Genomic DNA, 17580 nt, shown 5'->3' on the forward strand with positions numbered 1-17580 from the left:
ACCGCGGCCCACAAAGGGTTTTCTTCAGCTGGGCTGATAAATCCAAGGCTTCCGCGGCAGATGGGCCGGGTCGAACTCGTCGAGCATCCCGTCCAGCGTCACCGCGCGATAGTCCAAGGACTCCGCGATCTGCGCCAGCGCGGCATCCACGCCGATCTGGGCGAGTGTCACCGCGCCGTCACGTTTGGCCAGGCGCTTGCCGTCGGTGTTGAGCGCCAGGGGGACGTGCGCGTACACCGGGGTCGGGTAGCCCAGCAGCATCCCGAGGTAGGCCTGCCGCGGCGACGAGGGGAGCAGGTCGTCACCGCGGACCACCTGGTCGATGCCCTGGGCGGCATCGTCGACGACGACGGCCAGGTTGTAGGCGGTGACCCCGTCGCCGCGGCGTAGCACCAGGTCGTCCACGACGCCGGTGTAGCTGCCGTGGAGCAGGTCGGTGACGGTGTAGCTGTAGGTGTCCGACCGCAACCGCAGCGCCGGTGGCCGGGACCCGGCACGTTTCTCGGCACGCTGCGCGTCGGTCAGGTGCCGGCAGGTGCCCGGGTAGGCACCCTCGGGGGCGTGCGGCGCCCGTGGCGCCTGTTGGATTTCTTTTCTGCTGCAATAACATTCATAGACCAAGCCGCGCTGCTGCAGTTCTTCGATGACGCGGTCGTAGCGGTTCTCGTGCGCGGTCTGATACTCCGGGTTCTCGTCCCAGGTGATGCCGATCGCGGCCAGATCCGCGACCTGCCGCGCCGCGATCTCGGGAAAGGTGCGGTCGTCGAGATCCTCGACGCGGACCAGGAACCGGCGGCCGGTGGACCGGGCGAACAGCCAGGCCAGCGCGGCGGTGCGGAGGTTGCCGATGTGCAGATCGGCCGACGGGCTGGGGGCGAACCGCCCCGCGCCGGCGGAGCGGGTCATGCCCGCAATCTAGCGTCGTCCGCAGACTCGGTCACACCGCACACCGTGAACACGAAAAGGGGCACCCCTCGGGGGAAAGGGGTGCCCCTGGCTCGTGGTGCGCTCAGCGCACGTTGACGTAGACCGTGGTGAGGGCGACGGGTCCGTACAGTTTGTCGCCCTGGTTGCCGGTACCGGAGTCGCTGAAACTCTGACCCCGGCCCAACGACACCACGTTCGCTTGGTCCAGCGGTGTGGCGCTGAGGCGGTTGACGATGACGTCGTAGCCCTCGGCTTGCAGCGACTCGATGGTTTCCTGGGCGCTGCCCGCCCCGGTGGGGGCTGCCATCGCCGGCGCCGCCAGGCCTACGAAGCCCGCAGCGACCGCGCCCGTCGCCAGTGCGGCAAATCCAAACTTCTTCATGGTCAACCTCTTTCGTTCTTCGTCTGGTGGTTCAAACCACCTGTCCTGGCGGTTCCATTTCCGTTGGCAGGAATTGAGCGTCGATTGGCAGAATCTGCTCTGTTGCCGCGACGGTAATCATGGTTGCTGGCGCGCGGCATCGCCGATATTCCCATCGCGGGGGAATATTCGTCTCGATCTGGCAAACGGGAGTTATACGGCCGCGCGCAATCCGTCGAGGGCTTCGTCGACGCAGGCTGCCCAGGACCGGCCGTCGAGAACGTGCACAGCGGTGTCGCTGGGGAAGGCGCTCGAGATCACCACGTCAGGCGACAGTGTGCGCAACAGCTCGAGGCTGCGGGTCAGGGTGGTCGCGTCGCTGATCGGCGGAATGTAGCCGGCCGCCCACCTGCCGTCGGCGCCGCGGAACAGCGTGTCCCCGGTGAACAGGCCACGCGCACCGTCGTCGAAGGTGACCAGGTAGCAGGTGCTGCCCACGGTGTGGCCGGGGGTGGGGATCACCTCGATGCCGTTGCTGTCGACATGCCGGCCCTCCAGCGGCACGTCGACGTGCGCGTGTGAGCCGATGCTGTCGAGTTCGGCTGCCGGCGCGTGCAATCGGGCGTCGAATCGCTGCTTGATGCGGGCCAGTGTGGGCCCGGCTTCGTCCTGGTGGGACAGGTACTGGTGGCGTACCCCGCCGAGCCGGTCCAGCTCGTCGAAATCGGCCTCGGTGGCAGGGGAGTAGAACAGCACGTTGTCGGCACCGGAGGTACCCGCGGCCCCTGCGGTCCACAGGTAGGCGTGGGTGGTGAGTCCGGGGAACGGGCTGTCGACGCGGGTCTCCCACAGATCAGAGCGGATCTGGCGCATGATCGTCCTCCTTGGTGTCAGTGGCGGGATGGATGACGCGGGCGAGGGTGAATCGCGGGGGCCCCGTCATCTGGGGCACCGCGGTGCCGGAGACGCCGGCCACGGAGGCCTCGATGGCCGCGACGCGACCCGCGGTGTCCGAGACCTTCTCGAAATGCTCGAAATCGGCCCGGCTGGCCCACTGCACGAGGTTGTAGACCCGTCGGCCGTCGACACTCGCGAACAGCCGGGCCCCGCGGTACCCGGGGTAGAAGCACACCCAGCGCTGCTGGATATCGGCGAACGCGTCGATCAGCTCTTGCTGGCTGCGCTCGCCGTCGACGGCGTAGTCGATGATCGAGAAGAACCCTTGCTGGTCATCCATGTGCCCCAGGCTGCAACATGAACCTTAGTTGAGGTCAAGGTTTCAACTGGCTTTGGTGCGGCTCTGCAGCGTCACCGAGGCGATATCGGCAGCGGGCACACCGATGCCGCGGCCGTTGACGGTGACAGCCAGTCGGGTGCGGTCACCGCGGAAAAGGTCATGGGAGAACTCGCACGGAGCGCCGTCCTGGTCGTAGGCCGTCCGCGTGATCAGCAGCAGTGCCGAACGCTTCTTGATGCCCAGCAGGGTGGCTTCCTCCGGAGTGGCGTTGACCGCTTCGATGCGTTCGTCCGCGCGGGAGGTGACCAGGCCGTACTGCGACTCCAGGACTTCGTAGATGGAGCCGCCGAGTTGCTGCTCGAGCAGTCCGGGGAACCTGTCGGCGGGAAACTGGGCCCGCTCCAACGAGATCGGCGAGCCGTCGGCCAACCGCACCCGCTGGATCTCGACGACGAACTCGCCTGCGCCCAGCCGTAACGCCTGCTGGGTGGGGCGGTCGGGGACCGCGATCTTGGTCGACAGCACACGGGTGCCGGCCACGTACCCCTGGTTGGCCAGGAATGCGGGTACGCCCACGACATCGGTGAGGCTGCGCTGCACCTGCACATGGCTGATGAAAATGCCTCCGGCGCGGCCGATCACCCGCTCCACCAGACCGGCCTCCTCGAGCGCCGCCAGGACTTGGCGCAGCGTGGACCGACTGGTGGCGTACCGTTGCGCGAGCTCTCGCTCACTACCGAGTTTGGTGCCGGGGGTGCCGGCGTTGACGTCGGCGACGATCTGGCGCCTCAACTCCTCGACTCGCGATGGCACCTGATCCCCCTCGTCAATTGGTCATACCAAATATACGCACCCCGCTACATGTCCGCGATAGCTTCGGCCGACTCGGGCAGGATCTGCCCGCCGTCGACCACGAGCGACTGCCCGGTGATGTAGGCCGACTCGTCGGTGGCGAAGAACAGTGCGGCGTTGCCGATGTCGGACACACTGCCGAGCCGGCCCGCCGGCACCGAGGCCGCCATCCGGTTCATGTACTCCTCGCCCATGTCGATGAGGCCTTCGGTGATGATGTTGCCGGGCAACACCGCGTTCACGGTGATCTTCTTCGGAGCGAGCTCCATCGCGGCCGTACGCAGGAATCCCAGCTGCGCGGCCTTGCTGGCCCCGTAGTGCGACCAGCCCGGGTAGCCGGTGATGGGCCCGGTGATCGAGGAGGTGATGATCACCCGGCCGTGCCCGCTGGCGGCCAGGGCCGACAGCGCCGCCTGCACCATGAACACCGTGCCCTTGAAGTTGACCGACATCACCTGCTCGATGTCGTCAGGGGTCAGATCTTCCAGGCGGCCCGACGGGAAGATGCCCGCGTTGGCGCACACGATGTCGAGCCCGCCGTTGCGTTCGACCGCCGTGGCCACCACCCGGCGGCAGTCAGCCGGGTCGGACACGTCGGCGGCCACGCCGGTGACCGTGCCGGGTGCGCTCGCCAATGCGTCTGTGGCAGAGTCGATATCGGACTGATTACGGCCGGTGATGACGACGTTGACACCGGCGCGGGCGAAGGTCTCGGCGATGCCGCGGCCGATCCCCTTGCTCCCACCTGTGACGATGGCCGAGCGGCCGTGAAGTGATGCAAACATCTGCGTGCCTTTCAACGTGTCAGGCCAGTCGACGGCCGTTGTGGGTGAGGTAACGCTCGGCCAGCCCGCAACTGCCCGCTGCATAGGTGACCGACATGGCCTGGGATTCCCGGCTGTGACTGTGTGATCCCATCCACGCGAGCAGGAGAAGCCGGCGCAGCAGGACGAATGAGGGCAGCATGTCCTCGTGCTCGGCCGCCAGCGGCAGTCTGGTGCGGTATCCCGCTGTCCAGGCGTCCTGCCACTCGGGCAGCGCCGGGTCGTCCTCCATGAACGACACGGCGGTGCCGAAATCATAGAAATACCAACCGAACCCGCAGTCATCGAAGTCGATGACGGTGACCGTCGAAGGAGATCCGGCGCTGTCAGTGGTGTCGTCGTCGACGAGCAGGTTCGCCAACCGCAGGTCGGCGTGCACCAGGCCGAAGGTGTCGGCGCCGGTGCCGTACTCGGACAGCCGGTGGTGCAGCAGCTCTTGGGCCTGCTGCAGCACCGCCGCCTCTCCCGGACCCACTCCCACCGCGTCCTGCCAACGGCCCCAACGGGGCTCGTCACCCAGGCAGTGCGCCCAATCCCAGGAGAACCGCCCGAAGGACGGAGGGCGGGTCCACCTCCGGGCGTGATCGTGCAGGGCTGCGGTGATCCGGCCCAAGGTGTGGAAGTCGTCCACGGTCAGGGTTTCGGGGTCCGGCTCGGCACCCGGAACCATGGCGAAGTGCACCACATGGCGCTCGGTGCCGTCATGGTCGACGGTCACCACCCGTTGGCCGTCGCGCGTCGGCAGTACCGTGGGCACCGTGACGTCGCTGTCCCGGCCGAGGGCTGCCAGCCAGTCCAGTTCCGATTCGATCTCGTGGCGACGATGGTAGTTCTGCCGGTGCACCCGCAGAATCGAGCGCTCGCCGGTCTCGGCGTCCTCCACCGCATAGGTGGCGTTCTCGGAGAGGTTGAGCAGCTGCAGCTTTGACGCGGGCGGCAGGTCGTAGTTCCGCAGCGCGTGTTCGGCGACCACCAGATCGTCGCCGATGAAGTCGGCCCCCGCCATCAGTGGTCGCGGCCTTCGATACCGGCCAGGACGGCGGTGATGCGGTCCCGCGCCGTGGTGACGTCGGCGGTGCTGCCACCGATGTAGAGCCGGCCTGCGGCCCCGATCATCTGGACGTCGACGAGGTTGAGTCCCGGTGCGGCCCGCTCGGCCTCATTGGCGGCGACCGCGGCGAACAGCGCCGGAGTCATCTCGTAGACCAGCAATGACTCGCCGGGTAACACCATCGAGGCCTGCCTGTTCCGGTTCAGGATCACCGCATGCTGATCGGTGATGTCTTCGATGATGTCGTGGTAGAGAACCCGTGGCCGCAGTTGATCGGTTGCGGAGTTGCCCGTGCCCGCCAGGATGGCTTCGCCGGCCCGCCGGATCTCGGCGAGCTCGGCGGAGTGGATCTCCAGGACACCGAATTGGCGTTCCACGTAGAGGATTCCGGGCTGAACGCCGGGCACCTCGCGCAGTGCCAGATCGATCACACGTTCGATCGCCAACGCGGGTGACACTTCCACGATCAGCGCGTGTTCGCCGGCGTACGGAGGATAGCCGCGCGCCCGGGTGGGGGTGCCCAGATATGCGGCGAACTGTGGTTGCAGGTCTTCCACCGGTAGGTAGACCCGGATGTCGGTGCGGGTACCGGTGGCGGTGTGCTGGTCGGTCACGGCCATCGGCGCGCTACTGGGTGGACACGGAGAAGTGTGCGCCGAGTTCGTTGTGCGGGCGCGGAATGACGTGCACGCTCACGAGTTCGCCGACCTGGGAGGCGGTTTCGGCGCCGGCCTCGGTGGCGGCTTTGACCGCTCCCACCTCACCGGTGACGATGACGGCGACCAGCCCGTCGCCCACCTGCTGACGGTCTGTGATGGTCACGTTCGCGGCCTTGACCATCGCGTCGGCCGCTGCGAGTGCGGCGACGTAACCCTTGGTCTCGATCATCCCGATCGCATTGCTGGCCATGGTATTTCTCCTTCTTTCGAGTGTCGAACTGTTATCCGGTGGTATCGGGGTCGATCGAGCCGATGATCAGAGCGTCGATGGGTGGGGGACTGCCGGCGAACCAGCCGGCCGCCACCGAACCCTGGGTGACCAGGACGTGCTCGCCGACACCGCTGCCGAGTACGTCGAACGCGATCAGCCGGGATCCGCTGCCGTCCACCTCGACCTCGAGCAGCGCCCCGGCGGGCATCCCGTCGACGCAGCGGGTGGACCAGACGTGGCCGGTGACCGTGCCGGTGATCATGTGCGCTCCTTCTGGACGGTGATGCCGAGGGCTCGGGCCCGTTCGCGAGCCAGCGGGGTGAGCACGGCCCTGGGGCCGAGCACCAGCGTGGCGCCGGTGCCGCCGAGTTCGGCGATGTGGCGCTCGGTGACGGCGCCCCGGTCGATGCGGTGGGTGCTGCCACCGGCGCCCGGCCGGGTGGCGGCGAGCCGGAACTTCAGCCGCCCCTGCCGCACGTCGGCCCGGGTCTTCGGGTTCTCGAACAGCTGCAACAGTTTTCGTACGAAACCGTCGAGGTCGGCATCGGTGGCGATCCGGACGGTGTCGGTGCGCGACTTCTCGTCCGCGGCCAGCGGGCCGGTGGGGACGACGGTAGCGGCCGGAGCAGGCTTTGGTGGCGCAGGTGCGGGCGCCGCGGGTGCGGTCGGCTTCAGGTCTCTGACGGCCTCACGGACCACCTCGCGAACGAGGAGGCGAAGCTGGTCGCGGTCGATCATCCGAGGCTCCGCCGCAACGCGTCCTCGGCGGCACCCGCGGCCTGGCGGACGTCGGCCTCGGTGCCCGACAGGTAAACCCGGCCGGTGGCGCCGATCATGCGGAAGTCGACGACCTTGATGTCGGCGGCCTTCTCGGCCTCGTTGGTGGCCAGGATCGCATACGACGCCGGTGCCACCTCGAGCACGTACAGCGATTCACCGGCGAGCACCATCGACCCGATCTTGTTGCGGTTGATCAGGAATGCATGCTGCTGATCGATGCTCGAGATGATGCGCGAGGCCAGGATGCTCGGCGGCAGCGCCGAGCCGGCGTCACCGCCCAACTCGTCGAGCGCGGCATCGGCCGAGGCCTTGACCGCACCCGTCTCGCCGTGGAACTCCAGATACCCGAACTGCCGCTCCACCACCAGAACGCCGGCTTTGACCTCGGCGTGCTTGAGCGCCACGTCGGTGATGCCCTCGATGTCCAATCCGGGCGCCACCTCGATGATCTGGGCGGCCACATCAGCTCGGGGAAGGGCGCCTTTGATCCAGGTGCCCAGATACGACATCGTCTGCGGCTGAAGCCGATCGATGAAGATGAACGAACGCAGTTCAGCCACGAATCACCTCTTGATCAGTTGGGCGAGTTCTTCGACGACCAACGCGCGCAACTCCGCGCGCAGCGCCTCGATGCCGGGGTCGCCGGACCGGACGGCCGGCCGCGAGCCTGATGTGGGTGGGCCAGCCTCGCCCACGTCGTTGGACGCACGCGGATAGGCCGGCACCGGGCCCGACGGCGCGCGCCATGGCGAGACACCGGCGAAGTTCGGCATGGTCACCCCGGCATCGGCGTTGTAGGCGACGCGTGTCCAGTTGACCAGATGCCCGGGCTGCAGGTTCTCCCCGATGGAGCTGCGACCGACGAACCCGGTCCCGAGTGTCATCGACGGAGCCAGGTTGGTCTCCAGGCCCGAGCTGCCGGTGCTGTTCCCCACGTTGACCGACACCCTCAGCACCGGAACCCGGGCGGCGAAATCGGTTATGACACGGGCATTCTCACTGTGGATGGCCGCGGAGTGGCCCGCCCCACCGATGCGGATGACCGCACGGGCCGCGCGGATTCCGCGGTCGGCATCGGCCACCGTGGTCATCCCGAGAACCGGTGAGAGTTTCTCGTGGGTCAGCACTTCCTCGGCGAGCACGTCGGTGAACGGGGCCACCAGCACCCGCGTCTTGGCGGTGACCCGGATACCGGCCTGCTCAGCGATCCAGGCGGCGTCGCGTCCCACCACATCGGTGTTGAGCGCGCCGCCGGGGAACATGTAGTGCCGCAGCCGCCGGGCGGCCTCGTCATCGAGGATGGCGGCGCCGTTGCGGTTCATCGCCGAACTCAGCTTGGCGGCAACGGATTCCTCGGCGATGAGCACCGACTCGTTGGTGCACAGCACCGAATTGTCGAAGGCCTTGCTGTCCACGATGCGCCGGGCAGCGGCGTCGATGTCTGCGCTGGCGTCGACGAACACCGGCACATTGCCGGGCCCCACCCCGAGGGCCGGATTGCCCGACGAATACGCCGCCCGCACCACCGCATCACCCCCGGTGGCCACGATGACGTCGGTGCGCTTGTCCGCCATCAACGCCTCGACCAGCGGGATGGACGGCTCGTCGATCACCTGGATGATGCCGTCCGGCGCCCCGGCAGCGCTGGCCGCCTCGGCGAGAACCCGGGCGGCATCCACCGAGCACTGCCGTGCCCGTGGATGCGGGGCGACCACCACGGCGTTCCGGGTCATCAGCGCCAGGATCACCTTGAAATACACGGTGGCCACCGGGTTGGTGGTGGGTGTCAGCGCCAGCACCACACCCGCGGGCCGCGGGATCTCGACGATCTTGCGGGTGGCGTCGATACGGGGCGTGACGAAGTCGTCGTCGCGGTAATGCTCCACGATCCCGCGTGAGCAGGCCCGGTTCTTCACGATCTTGTCGGCCACCACTCCCATGCCGGTTTCGGCGACGGCGGCCGCGGCGAAGCGTTCCGCCTCGTGGTAGGCGGCGTCGGCCACCGCGGTCACCACAGCCGCAACCGCGGGGGCGTCGTAGTCGGCGAAGGCGGCGGCGGCCCACCGGGCACGTTCCAGCAGCTGACCCACCGCAGCGAAGTCGTTCACGCTGACCTCCGTCCCATCGCGGCCCGCCGCGCCTGGCCGACGGCCACCTCGAGGCGGTCCAATACGTCCTCGCACAGTTCGCGATCCAGCAGCAGCCCCGGTTTGAACTGCAACACACGGGGATCCAGCGTGGAGAAGATCGCCCACACACCCCGCTCGTAGAGTTCGCGCATCACGAACTTGGCGCCCTCGGGATGGTCGAACTCCAAGCCGATCACCACACCGTTCTGCCGGATGCCGATGAACCAGTCCGGGTAATCGGCCTGGATCCGGGCCAGGCCGCCGGCGAAGAGGTCGGCGATGTAGTGCACCGACGACCTGACCTCGGGCCTGCTGCTGATCTCGAGAGTCTTGATGGCCGCGACACATCCGAGTTCGGCGCCACCGAAGGTGGAGATGTGGCCGAACCCGTCCTGGTTGAGCCATTGCGCGGCGCGCTCGCTGAGCATGGCCGCGGTGATCGGATACATGCCGCCGGACAGTCCCTTGCCGGTGACGATGATGTCGGGTTCGATACCGTGTTTGGTGATCGCCCACATCTCGCCGGTGCGCATCAGGCCGGTCTGCACCTCGTCGGCGATGTAGAGGGCGTCGTAGCGCACACAGAGGTCTTTGACCGTTTCCAGGTAACCCGTTGGGGGCAAAGGGAATCCGTAGGTGGCGGGAATGGTCTCCATGATCACCGCGGCGACATCGCGGCCGCGTAGTGCCTGCTCCATGGCGTCGAGGTCGCCGAAGGGGACCTGTACGAACTCGTCCGGGCGGTCGGCGAGGAACAGTTTGGCGAACCGGTCGTCGCCGGTGGCCACCGCCAGCCCGGTGTGACCGTGATAAGCCTTGACGATCGAGACGATCTTGCGGCGCTGCATGGCGTGGCGGGCGCTCTTGAGTGCGATGTCGATGGCTTCACCGCCGCCGGAGCCGAAGGCGACCTTGGTGATGGACGCGGGCGCGGACTCGACGAGCTTCTGGGCCAGGGCGGTCCGCGCGACGGACGGGAAGTGGTGGTTGCCGACGTCGAAGTACTTCATGCCATCGGAAAGTGCTTGCATCACTTCGGGATTGCGGTGCCCGAGGTTGTAGGTACCGCCGTTGAGGTGCATGTCGATCAGCCGTCGACCGCCCATGTCCCAGAGGAAGTAACCTTCGCGGCGGTCGATCACCAGGTCAACCCCGGTGTCGGTCCAGAACTGGGTCTTGTCCGGGTTCCAGAATGTCTTCGCCCGCTCCAGAACCTGTGCCTTGGACTCGAACGAGAAGGTGCCGTAGTCGTACACGAGTCTCCCTGCGTGTTCGTCTGGCCGTGTCGCCGAGAACGTTAAATGGGCCGACCATTTATGTCAATGGTCTAAAAAGTCGGCCCGAATCGAAGATTCATGTGGCGGAACCGCTTGCGCTCGGTATTTGGTAGTGCCAATATAACCGAGTTCACTGTGGGCTGGACCACACCACCGGACGCTTCACTGCCTCATCTGGAAGGTATTCCCAACGATGACCGATCGAGTGTTGTCACGCGACGAAAACACCGGCGGCGGGGTGCAACGGCTGAAACGCAACGCCGTCGGTACCTTTGGCGTCATCTTCATGGCAGTGGCGACGGCCGCTCCCATCACCGCGATGGTCGGTAACGTGCCGATCGCAGTCGGTTTCGGCAACGGATCCCACGCACCGGCCGGCTACCTGGTCGCCACGATCGTGCTCGGCCTGTTCGCGATCGGCTACGCCACCATGGCCAAGCACATCACCGCCACCGGCGCCTTCTACGGATACATCTCCCACGGGCTCGGCCGCATCATGGGGATGGCCAGCGGCCTCATCATCACGATGGCCTACATCGTCTTCGAGGGCTCGCTGATCGGCATCTTCGCCTACTTCTTCCAGAACCTGTTCGCATCCCAGTTCGGGATCACCGTCCACTGGCTCATCCCGGCGTTGCTCATGCTGGCGCTCAACTGCATCCTCACCTACTTCGACGTCAACCTCACCGCCAAGGTGCTCGGCGTCTTCCTCATCACCGAGATCATCATGCTGTCCCTGGGCGCACTGGCCGTGCTGTTCCGCGGTGGCGGCCCGGACGGCTTCGCGGTCGCCGAAACGCTGAACCCGATCGGTGCCTTCACCCCGGCCGCCATCGCCGGCGCCAGCGCGGGCCTGGGGTTGTTCTTCGCGTTCTGGTCGTGGGTCGGCTTCGAGTCCACGGCGATGTACGGCGAGGAATCCAAGGATCCGAAACGAATCATCCCGCGCGCCACCATGATCGCCGTCCTCGGGGTGGGCATCTTCTACGTCTTCGTGTCGTGGATGGCCATCGCCGGCACCGGACCGCAGCAGTCGGTGGAGCTGGCACAGGACCCGGCCACCGCCGGTGACATCTTCTTCAACCCGGTGCGCAGCACCTACGGGGAGTGGGCCATCACGCTGTTCAACATCCTGCTGGTGACCGGATCCTTCGCGTGCGGCATGGCATTCCACAACTGCGCCTCGCGCTACCTGTACGCCCTGGGCCGGGAAGGCCTGTCCACGGGGCTGCAGAAGACCCTGGGTGCCACCCACCACTCGCACGGTTCGCCCTACATCGCGTCGTTCGTGCAGACCGGCATCACACTGGTGCTGATCCTGGCGTTCTACTTCGCCGGAATGGATCCGTATGTGCACATGTACACGCTGCTGGCGATCCTGGGCACCATGGCGATCCTGATCGTGCAGTCGCTGTGCGCATTCGCCGTGATCGCCTACTTCCACTTCCACAAGAACCATCCATCCAGCGCGCACTGGTTCAAGACGTTCCTGGCGCCGCTGCTCGGTGGTATCGGCATGCTCTATGTGGTGTACCTGCTGTGGGAGCACAAGGACGCCGCCGCCGGCGCCGCGTCGGGCACACTGCTGTTCAAGCTGACACCATGGATCGTGGTCGGTGTGTTCGTACTCGGAGCGGTACTCGCGTTGTACTTCAAGCTGCGCGACCCCAGGCGCTACGAACTGATCGGCCGGGTTGTGTTCGACGACAGCGAGATCCGCGACTAACAGATCCACGACCTCAGGAGGGCGCATTGGCGCAGGAGTTGGGCCGGTTTCGGGTACTGAACTCGAAACCGGTCAACCTCGACGGGTTCAGTGTCGCCGACGCCGACCTCGGTCTGGTCGCGATGCGCAGCCCGCATGACCCGGCCCCCTCGCTGGTGATCGAGAACGGCACGGTGGTCGAGCTCGATGGCAAGTCCGTGGCCGAATTCGACGTCATCGACGAGTTCATCGCCCGATACGGGATCGACCTGTCGGTGGCCGAGGAGGCGATGGCCCTCGAGGACGCGGCGCTGGCGCGGATGGCCGTCGATGTCAATGTGCCCCGCGCCGAGGTGGTGCGACTGATCGGCGGCACCACACCGGCCAAGCTCGCCCGCGTCATCGCGGTGATGTCACCGGTCGAGATGCAGATGGCCATGGCCAAGATGCGGGCCAGGCGCACCCCGAGCAACCAGGCGCACGTCACCAACCAGCTCGACGATCCGCTGCTGATCGCCGCCGACGCCGCCAGCGCGGTGGCCTACGGATTCCGCGAAGTCGAGACCACGGTGCCGGTGCTCAGCGACGCACCGTCGAATGCCGTCGCCTTGCTGATCGGCAGCCAGGTCGGCACGCCCGGGGCCATGGCGCAGTGCTCCATCGAGGAAGCCCTGGAGTTGCGTCTCGGGCTGCGTGGTTTGACCAGCTACGCCGAGACCATCTCGATCTACGGCACCGAGCAGGTGTTCGTCGACGGCGACGACACCCCGTTCAGCAAGGCCATTCTCACGTCCGCCTACGCGTCGCGCGGACTGAAGATGCGGGTCACCAGCGGGGGTGGCGCCGAGGTGCTGATGGGCGCGGCCGAAAAATGCTCGATCCTCTACCTCGAGTCGCGCTGTGTCTCGCTGGCCCGGGCCCTGGGATCCCAGGGGGTGCAGAACGGCGGTATCGACGGTGTGGGCGTGGTGGCCGCGGTGCCCGAGGGCATGAAAGAGCTGCTGGCCGAGAACCTCATGGTGATGATGCGGGACCTGGAGTCCTGCGCGGGCAACGACAACCTGATCTCGGAATCCGATATCCGGCGCAGCGCCCACACCCTGCCGGTGCTGCTCGCTGGAGCTGACTTCATCTTCTCCGGCTTCGGCTCGATTCCGCGCTACGACAACGCTTTTGCGTTGTCCAACTTCAACTCCGACGATATGGACGACTTCCTGGTCCTGCAGCGTGACTGGGGTGCCGACGGTGGGCTGCGCACCGTCTCGCCCCAGCACCTGGAGTCGGTGCGTCGGCGCGCCGCCACCGCGGTGCAGGCCGTGTACCGGGATCTGGGTCTGGCCGATTACGACGACGACCGCGTCGACGAGGTGGTGGCGGCCAACGGCTCCCGTGACCTGCCCGCCGGCCATCCGAAGATGGTGGCCGAGGCAGCCGCCTCGATCGAAGCCAAACAGCTCACGGTGTTCGATGTGATCGCATCGCTGCAGCGGACCGGTTTCACCGATGAGGCGGACGCCATCGCCCGGCTGACACGCGAACGGTTGCGCGGTGATCAGCTGCAGACCTCGGCGATCTTCGACAAGGACTTCCGGGTGCTGTCGAAACTCACGGACCCGAACGACTACGCCGGGCCGGGTACGGGCTACGCGCCGACACCGCAGCGGGCCGCGGAGATCGACGGCATCCGCCAGGCCCGCAGTGCCGCGGAGCTCACGGCAGACCAGGAGGAACACCGCGGGCACCTGATCGTCACCGACGGTGAAACCGCCCGGCAGAGCGGTGATCCCCGGGAGGTGTGCATCGGTCTGTCGCCGGCCTGGGGTCGCAGCGTATGGCTGACGCTGTGCGGGCTGCCGATCGGTGAAGTGTTACGTCAGATCTCGGCCGGGCTGGAGGAGGAGGGCTGCGTGCCGCGGTTGGTGCGGGTGCGTTCCACCATCGATGTCGGGCTGATCGGTCTCACCGCGGCGCGGCTGTCGGGTTCGGGGATCGGAATCGGCTTGCAGGGCAAAGGAACAACGCTGATCCACCGCCGTGATCTGGCGCCGCTGGCCAATCTCGAACTGTTCAGCGTGGCGCCACTGCTGACCGCGCAGATGTATCGCGAGCTCGGTAAGAACGCCGCCAGGCATGCCAAGGGTATGGCCCCGGTACCCATCTTCACCGGAGGCACCGATGAGTCCATCTCGGCGCGCTACCACGCCCGTGCCGTTGCGCTGGTCGCCCTGGAACGGCAGGCCTGTCAGCCCGGCGAACCACCGGTCACCGTGGAGGTCGTTCGCCGATGACACCGGACAACATCACCGTGGGCAACGCCGTCGACGGCAAGCTGAGCCTGTCGGATCTGCGGATGGACCCGGCGGTGCTCGCTCACCAAGCCGTGGTCGCCGAGGCGGGCGGCAACCCGCAACTGGCCGAGAACTTCCTGCGCGCAGCCGAATTGGCCACCATGGATGATGACGACGTGATGAACCTGTACGAGGCGTTGCGGCCCCACCGGTCCACGGCCGAGCAACTCGCCGAGCTGGGGACCAGCCTGGAGGCCCGCGGTGCCTCCCGGTGTGCGGCCCTGGTGCGCCAGGCCGCCGAGGCATACGCCCGGCGGGGTCTGCTGCGTTGAGGTCTGGGCACTGCACCGTTGCCGGGATAGACATCGGTAACCACACCACCGAGATCGTCCTCGCACGGGTTTCCGGGACGACGGTGGCAGCGGTGGCTCATGGCCAGGCGCCGACGCGCGGCCGCAAGGGATCTCGCGATTCACTGCACGGTGCGGCGGCGCTACTGCACCGCATCGAGGTTGATGCCGGTGTGGTGGCCGACGAGCTGCTGCTGGCGGTGTTGCGGCCGGTGGACACCGCCACCGCCCCTCTCCCGCGTGCGCAGGCCCCCGACTCCCCGGTCCGCAGCCTGCGCGCACCCGAAGCCAGTACCGCGGCGGGGCGCGGGCACGGGGTGGGCCGCCATGTGCGGCTGGACGATCTGACCGGCGCGGTCACCGACGGCCCGGTGATCGTATCCGTCGGCCAGGACTGCGATTTCGAGGAGGCTGCGGCCCGGATCACCGACGCGGTGGGCCGCGGCTGGCCGATCGTGGGTGTGCTGGTTGCTCAAGATGATGCGGTCCTGATCGCCAACCGCATACCGTTGGATGTTCCCGTTGTCGATGAAGCCGACATCGACATCGAGCCCGGCGCACTGGTGGCCGTCGAGGTCACCGAGCCGGGCCGGGCGTACCGGGCGCTGGCGGATCCCATCGCGCTGACCGCCGCGCTGCAGTTGTCGCCGGACCGGATGGTCCAGGTGGCCGAATTCTGCCGGGAGCTGGCCGATGCCTCGGCCATCGCCGTCACCGCCCGCACCACACCCGCCACACCGCCGACCACGGGTGACGACTACGTGGAGGTGCAGACAGTCGACGGTACGGTGCGATACTCACCCGCACAGGCACATTCGGTCCTTCGACTGTCCGGTCCGGGCTCCGCGCGCCGCGTGCGGCTGGCCGCTGTGGCCGCCGCCAAGGAGGGCTTGGCGGTACACGATGCCTTCTTCACCGACATGTCCGCCATCGACAACGGAGTGTGGTTGCGCCGCGGTGTCGCCGAGGCGCAGGGCACCGTTGTGGCGTTGCTGGCCGCTGACGAGATCGCCGATGCGGCAAGCACTCTGGCGGAGCTGAGTGGGCGCCGGGTGCGCACCTTGGCCGGCGAACCCGAGGCCGCGGCGCGCGGTGCCCGCACCACCCCCGGCCTGCCGCCCGGTGCGGCGGTCTGTGACATCGGTGGCGGCACCATCGACGTGATCGGCAACGGCGCCACCGTCGTGGCGGCCGGGGCGGGCGAGACGATCACCGTCGCGGTGGCCCGCGTCCTCGGGATTCCGAAGGCCCTGGCCGAGACGGTCAAACGCACCCCGGCGGTGCGGGTCGAGGGCCCGCACGTGGCGCACGAGGAGGACGGTCGGCGGGTCTTCCTCGACGCCCCTGCGGCAGCCGACGCGATCGGCAGACTGTGCACCCGTGGTGGCGCGGGCCTGGTGCCGTTCTCGAGTCGGTTGGCCGCAGAGGAGTGGCGCAGCCTGCGGCTGGCGATCAAACAGGAAACCGTCGCGGCCAACATCGCCCGAGCGCTGCGGGCGTTCGACACACCCCCGGCGGCGATGGTGCTCGCCGGGGGCGGCGCCCTCGACGACGAACTGCTGCGCACCGTCACCGAGGCGCTGCGTACCGTGCCGGTGGTGGTGGGGCGGGCCAATGTCGACGGTATCCACGGTCCCCGCTTCGCAGTGGCATCTGGTCTGGTGCACCTTTTCGCGGATTCACGCTAGGCCCTCACCCGGGCGGTTCCTCCACGACCATCCACTGATGACCGTCGGGGTCGGCGAACACCCCGCAGTATCCCCAGGGCTTCTCCTCGGCGGCGCTGACGATCGTGGCGCCCGCGTCACGCGCCGACGACAGCACCGCGTCCACTCCGGCGCGGTCCGGCGCGGTGAGTCCGATCTGGCATTCGACGGTGCCGGGTGCGGCGACCTGGCTGCCGCCGGTCACCCAGCCGAACCCGCCGGTCGGGACGAGCATCAACCACAGCGCGTCGTTCACCACCACTTGAAGGGGTTCGGGCACACCGTCGTCGGCGGGTTCACCCGGCGTCGCGAAACCCAGCCCCTGTGCGTAGAACCGGAAGGATCGCTGCCGGTCGGCGGTCGGAAATGCGACAACAGCGCGGGTGAAGGATCGTGGATCGGCCATACCGGATACGACTCGCGGGCGCGCCGGGACTCATCGAGACGGAGTTATCCACAGGAGTTATCCACACTGGGGATGAATCACACGGGTGTCATTCACGGCTTCCGGGTGCGGGCCACCTCCGCCGCACCGTTGCCGGTGACCACCCACAATGTGGCCAGGCTCTGCGCCAGGTCGTCGACGGAGACCCGCACCCGGCCGTTGACATACGCCAGGATGGCGTCCGCGGTGCCGCCGATCATGAACGCCGGCCCCACCTGAGCCAGCGGGTCCTTCTCGAGCGCGACGTCGTGCACGCTGCGGGCATGGGACACCAGCACGCCGGTCAACCCCCGCATCACCGTGGCCCGGTGCTGATGCAGAGCCGGTGAGGTCGCCACCCCGCCGAGCAGCACCTGGGCTCGCCGCGGGTCCGCGGTCAATGTCGTCACCACCGCCCGGGCAGCTGCCAGCGCCTGCTGCGAGAGCGGCAGTGTTGCGGTCTGCGCCAACGCCGAGAGGGTCACCGTGCGGACGTCCGCGGCGATCTCGTCGACGGCGGCCGCGGCCACCGCGTCGAGGGTGTCGAAGCTCTCGTAGAAGTACCGTTTGTTCAGGCCCGCGGCGGCGCAGAGCTTGTCGACAGTGACCGTGCGCCAATCGTTTCCGGCCAGGACGTCCAGCGCGGTGTCGAGCAGGCGCGCCCGCCGCTGCCGGCGACGATCGTCAGCCGACTGGCCGGCGTAGCTGCGTCGGGGCATGTCGGGCACCACACAATCGT

The 17580-nt window shown here is 67.6% G+C and carries 20 protein-coding genes; 4 read left to right on the forward strand and 16 right to left on the reverse strand.

All coding sequences use genetic code 11. The features are described 5' to 3' along the window. Positions 1-24 precede the first annotated feature (24 nt). The 14 genes from gluQRS to AC3A6P_RS21475 form a co-directional block, all read right to left on the reverse strand. Entirely contained in the window at positions 25-906 is an 882-nt protein-coding gene (gene gluQRS, locus AC3A6P_RS21410) for a tRNA glutamyl-Q(34) synthetase GluQRS (protein ID WP_487693763.1), read from the reverse strand. Positions 907-1009: 103 nt separating this feature from the next. After that, on the reverse strand, positions 1010-1309 hold the full coding sequence (locus AC3A6P_RS21415) for a hypothetical protein (protein ID WP_487693764.1): 300 nt from the start codon (positions 1307-1309) through the stop codon (positions 1010-1012). 192 nt (positions 1310-1501) lie between these two features. Continuing rightward, positions 1502-2161, reverse strand: a complete 660-nt coding sequence (locus AC3A6P_RS21420; RefSeq protein WP_487693765.1) for an MBL fold metallo-hydrolase — start codon at positions 2159-2161, stop codon at positions 1502-1504. Continuing rightward, entirely contained in the window at positions 2142-2525 is a 384-nt protein-coding gene (locus AC3A6P_RS21425; protein WP_487693767.1) for a hypothetical protein, read from the reverse strand. Before AC3A6P_RS21425 ends, AC3A6P_RS21420 begins: the two co-directional genes overlap by 20 nt. Before the next feature lie 42 nt (positions 2526-2567). Further along, positions 2568-3338 (reverse strand): GntR family transcriptional regulator, encoded by a 771-nt coding sequence (locus AC3A6P_RS21430; protein ID WP_487693768.1) that lies wholly within the window; start codon positions 3336-3338, stop codon positions 2568-2570. A gap of 44 nt (positions 3339-3382) precedes the next feature. Further along, positions 3383-4162: a 3-oxoacyl-ACP reductase FabG gene (gene fabG, locus AC3A6P_RS21435; protein WP_487693769.1), complete on the reverse strand. Its 780-nt coding sequence runs from the start codon at positions 4160-4162 to the stop codon at positions 3383-3385. A gap of 19 nt (positions 4163-4181) precedes the next feature. Next, positions 4182-5207, reverse strand: coding sequence for a phosphotransferase enzyme family protein (locus AC3A6P_RS21440; RefSeq protein ID WP_487693770.1), 1026 nt, complete (start codon positions 5205-5207; stop codon positions 4182-4184). Next, entirely contained in the window at positions 5207-5872 is a 666-nt protein-coding gene (locus AC3A6P_RS21445) for a microcompartment protein (RefSeq protein WP_487693771.1), read from the reverse strand. Before AC3A6P_RS21445 ends, AC3A6P_RS21440 begins: the two co-directional genes overlap by 1 nt. A 7-nt stretch (positions 5873-5879) precedes the next feature. Continuing rightward, positions 5880-6161 (reverse strand): BMC domain-containing protein, encoded by a 282-nt coding sequence (locus tag AC3A6P_RS21450; protein WP_487693773.1) that lies wholly within the window; start codon positions 6159-6161, stop codon positions 5880-5882. A 31-nt stretch (positions 6162-6192) separates the two neighbouring features. Then, a complete protein-coding gene (locus AC3A6P_RS21455; protein ID WP_487693774.1) occupies positions 6193-6444 on the reverse strand; it encodes a EutN/CcmL family microcompartment protein in 252 nt (83 codons plus the stop codon). Then, the gene (locus AC3A6P_RS21460) at positions 6441-6920 is read right to left on the reverse strand and encodes a hypothetical protein (protein ID WP_487693775.1); all 480 of its coding nucleotides are present in this window, start codon (positions 6918-6920) and stop codon (positions 6441-6443) included. Before AC3A6P_RS21460 ends, AC3A6P_RS21455 begins: the two co-directional genes overlap by 4 nt. Beyond that, complete coding sequence (locus AC3A6P_RS21465; RefSeq protein WP_487693776.1) at positions 6917-7522, reverse strand: BMC domain-containing protein; 606 nt, start codon at positions 7520-7522, stop codon at positions 6917-6919. The genes AC3A6P_RS21460 and AC3A6P_RS21465 overlap by 4 nt, the downstream gene beginning before the upstream one ends. Positions 7523-7525: 3 nt before the next feature. Beyond that, complete coding sequence (locus AC3A6P_RS21470) at positions 7526-9070, reverse strand: aldehyde dehydrogenase family protein (protein WP_487693777.1); 1545 nt, start codon at positions 9068-9070, stop codon at positions 7526-7528. Continuing rightward, positions 9067-10347 carry a class-III pyridoxal-phosphate-dependent aminotransferase gene (locus AC3A6P_RS21475; protein WP_487693779.1) on the reverse strand — a complete coding sequence of 427 codons (1281 nt, stop codon included), beginning with the start codon at positions 10345-10347 and terminating at the stop codon, positions 9067-9069. Before AC3A6P_RS21475 ends, AC3A6P_RS21470 begins: the two co-directional genes overlap by 4 nt. A 214-nt stretch (positions 10348-10561) precedes the next feature. Between AC3A6P_RS21475 and AC3A6P_RS21480 the strand changes: the two genes are divergently transcribed. Genes AC3A6P_RS21480 through AC3A6P_RS21495 form a run of 4 tightly spaced genes read left to right on the forward strand, consistent with a single transcriptional unit; the run spans position 10562 to position 16399 of the window. Continuing rightward, positions 10562-12094 carry an APC family permease gene (locus tag AC3A6P_RS21480; protein WP_487693780.1) on the forward strand — a complete coding sequence of 511 codons (1533 nt, stop codon included), beginning with the start codon at positions 10562-10564 and terminating at the stop codon, positions 12092-12094. Positions 12095-12120: 26 nt separating this feature from the next. Further along, the gene (locus tag AC3A6P_RS21485) at positions 12121-14361 is read left to right on the forward strand and encodes a propanediol/glycerol family dehydratase large subunit (protein ID WP_487693782.1); all 2241 of its coding nucleotides are present in this window, start codon (positions 12121-12123) and stop codon (positions 14359-14361) included. Further along, positions 14358-14693 (forward strand): diol dehydratase small subunit, encoded by a 336-nt coding sequence (locus AC3A6P_RS21490; RefSeq protein WP_487693784.1) that lies wholly within the window; start codon positions 14358-14360, stop codon positions 14691-14693. Before AC3A6P_RS21485 ends, AC3A6P_RS21490 begins: the two co-directional genes overlap by 4 nt. Continuing rightward, on the forward strand, positions 14690-16399 hold the full coding sequence (locus tag AC3A6P_RS21495) for a diol dehydratase reactivase ATPase-like domain-containing protein (RefSeq protein ID WP_487693785.1): 1710 nt from the start codon (positions 14690-14692) through the stop codon (positions 16397-16399). The genes AC3A6P_RS21490 and AC3A6P_RS21495 overlap by 4 nt, the downstream gene beginning before the upstream one ends. A 4-nt stretch (positions 16400-16403) precedes the next feature. On the opposite strand, the gene AC3A6P_RS21500 is transcribed toward AC3A6P_RS21495, so the two are convergent. Both AC3A6P_RS21500 and AC3A6P_RS21505 read right to left on the reverse strand, forming a co-directional pair. Further along, the gene (locus AC3A6P_RS21500; protein ID WP_487693786.1) at positions 16404-16823 is read right to left on the reverse strand and encodes a VOC family protein; all 420 of its coding nucleotides are present in this window, start codon (positions 16821-16823) and stop codon (positions 16404-16406) included. A 92-nt stretch (positions 16824-16915) separates the two neighbouring features. Further along, positions 16916-17560 (reverse strand): TetR/AcrR family transcriptional regulator, encoded by a 645-nt coding sequence (locus AC3A6P_RS21505; RefSeq protein ID WP_487693787.1) that lies wholly within the window; start codon positions 17558-17560, stop codon positions 16916-16918. Positions 17561-17580 lie beyond the last annotated feature (20 nt).

Source organism: Mycobacterium sp. Soil_C_30 (genome assembly GCF_057656995.1).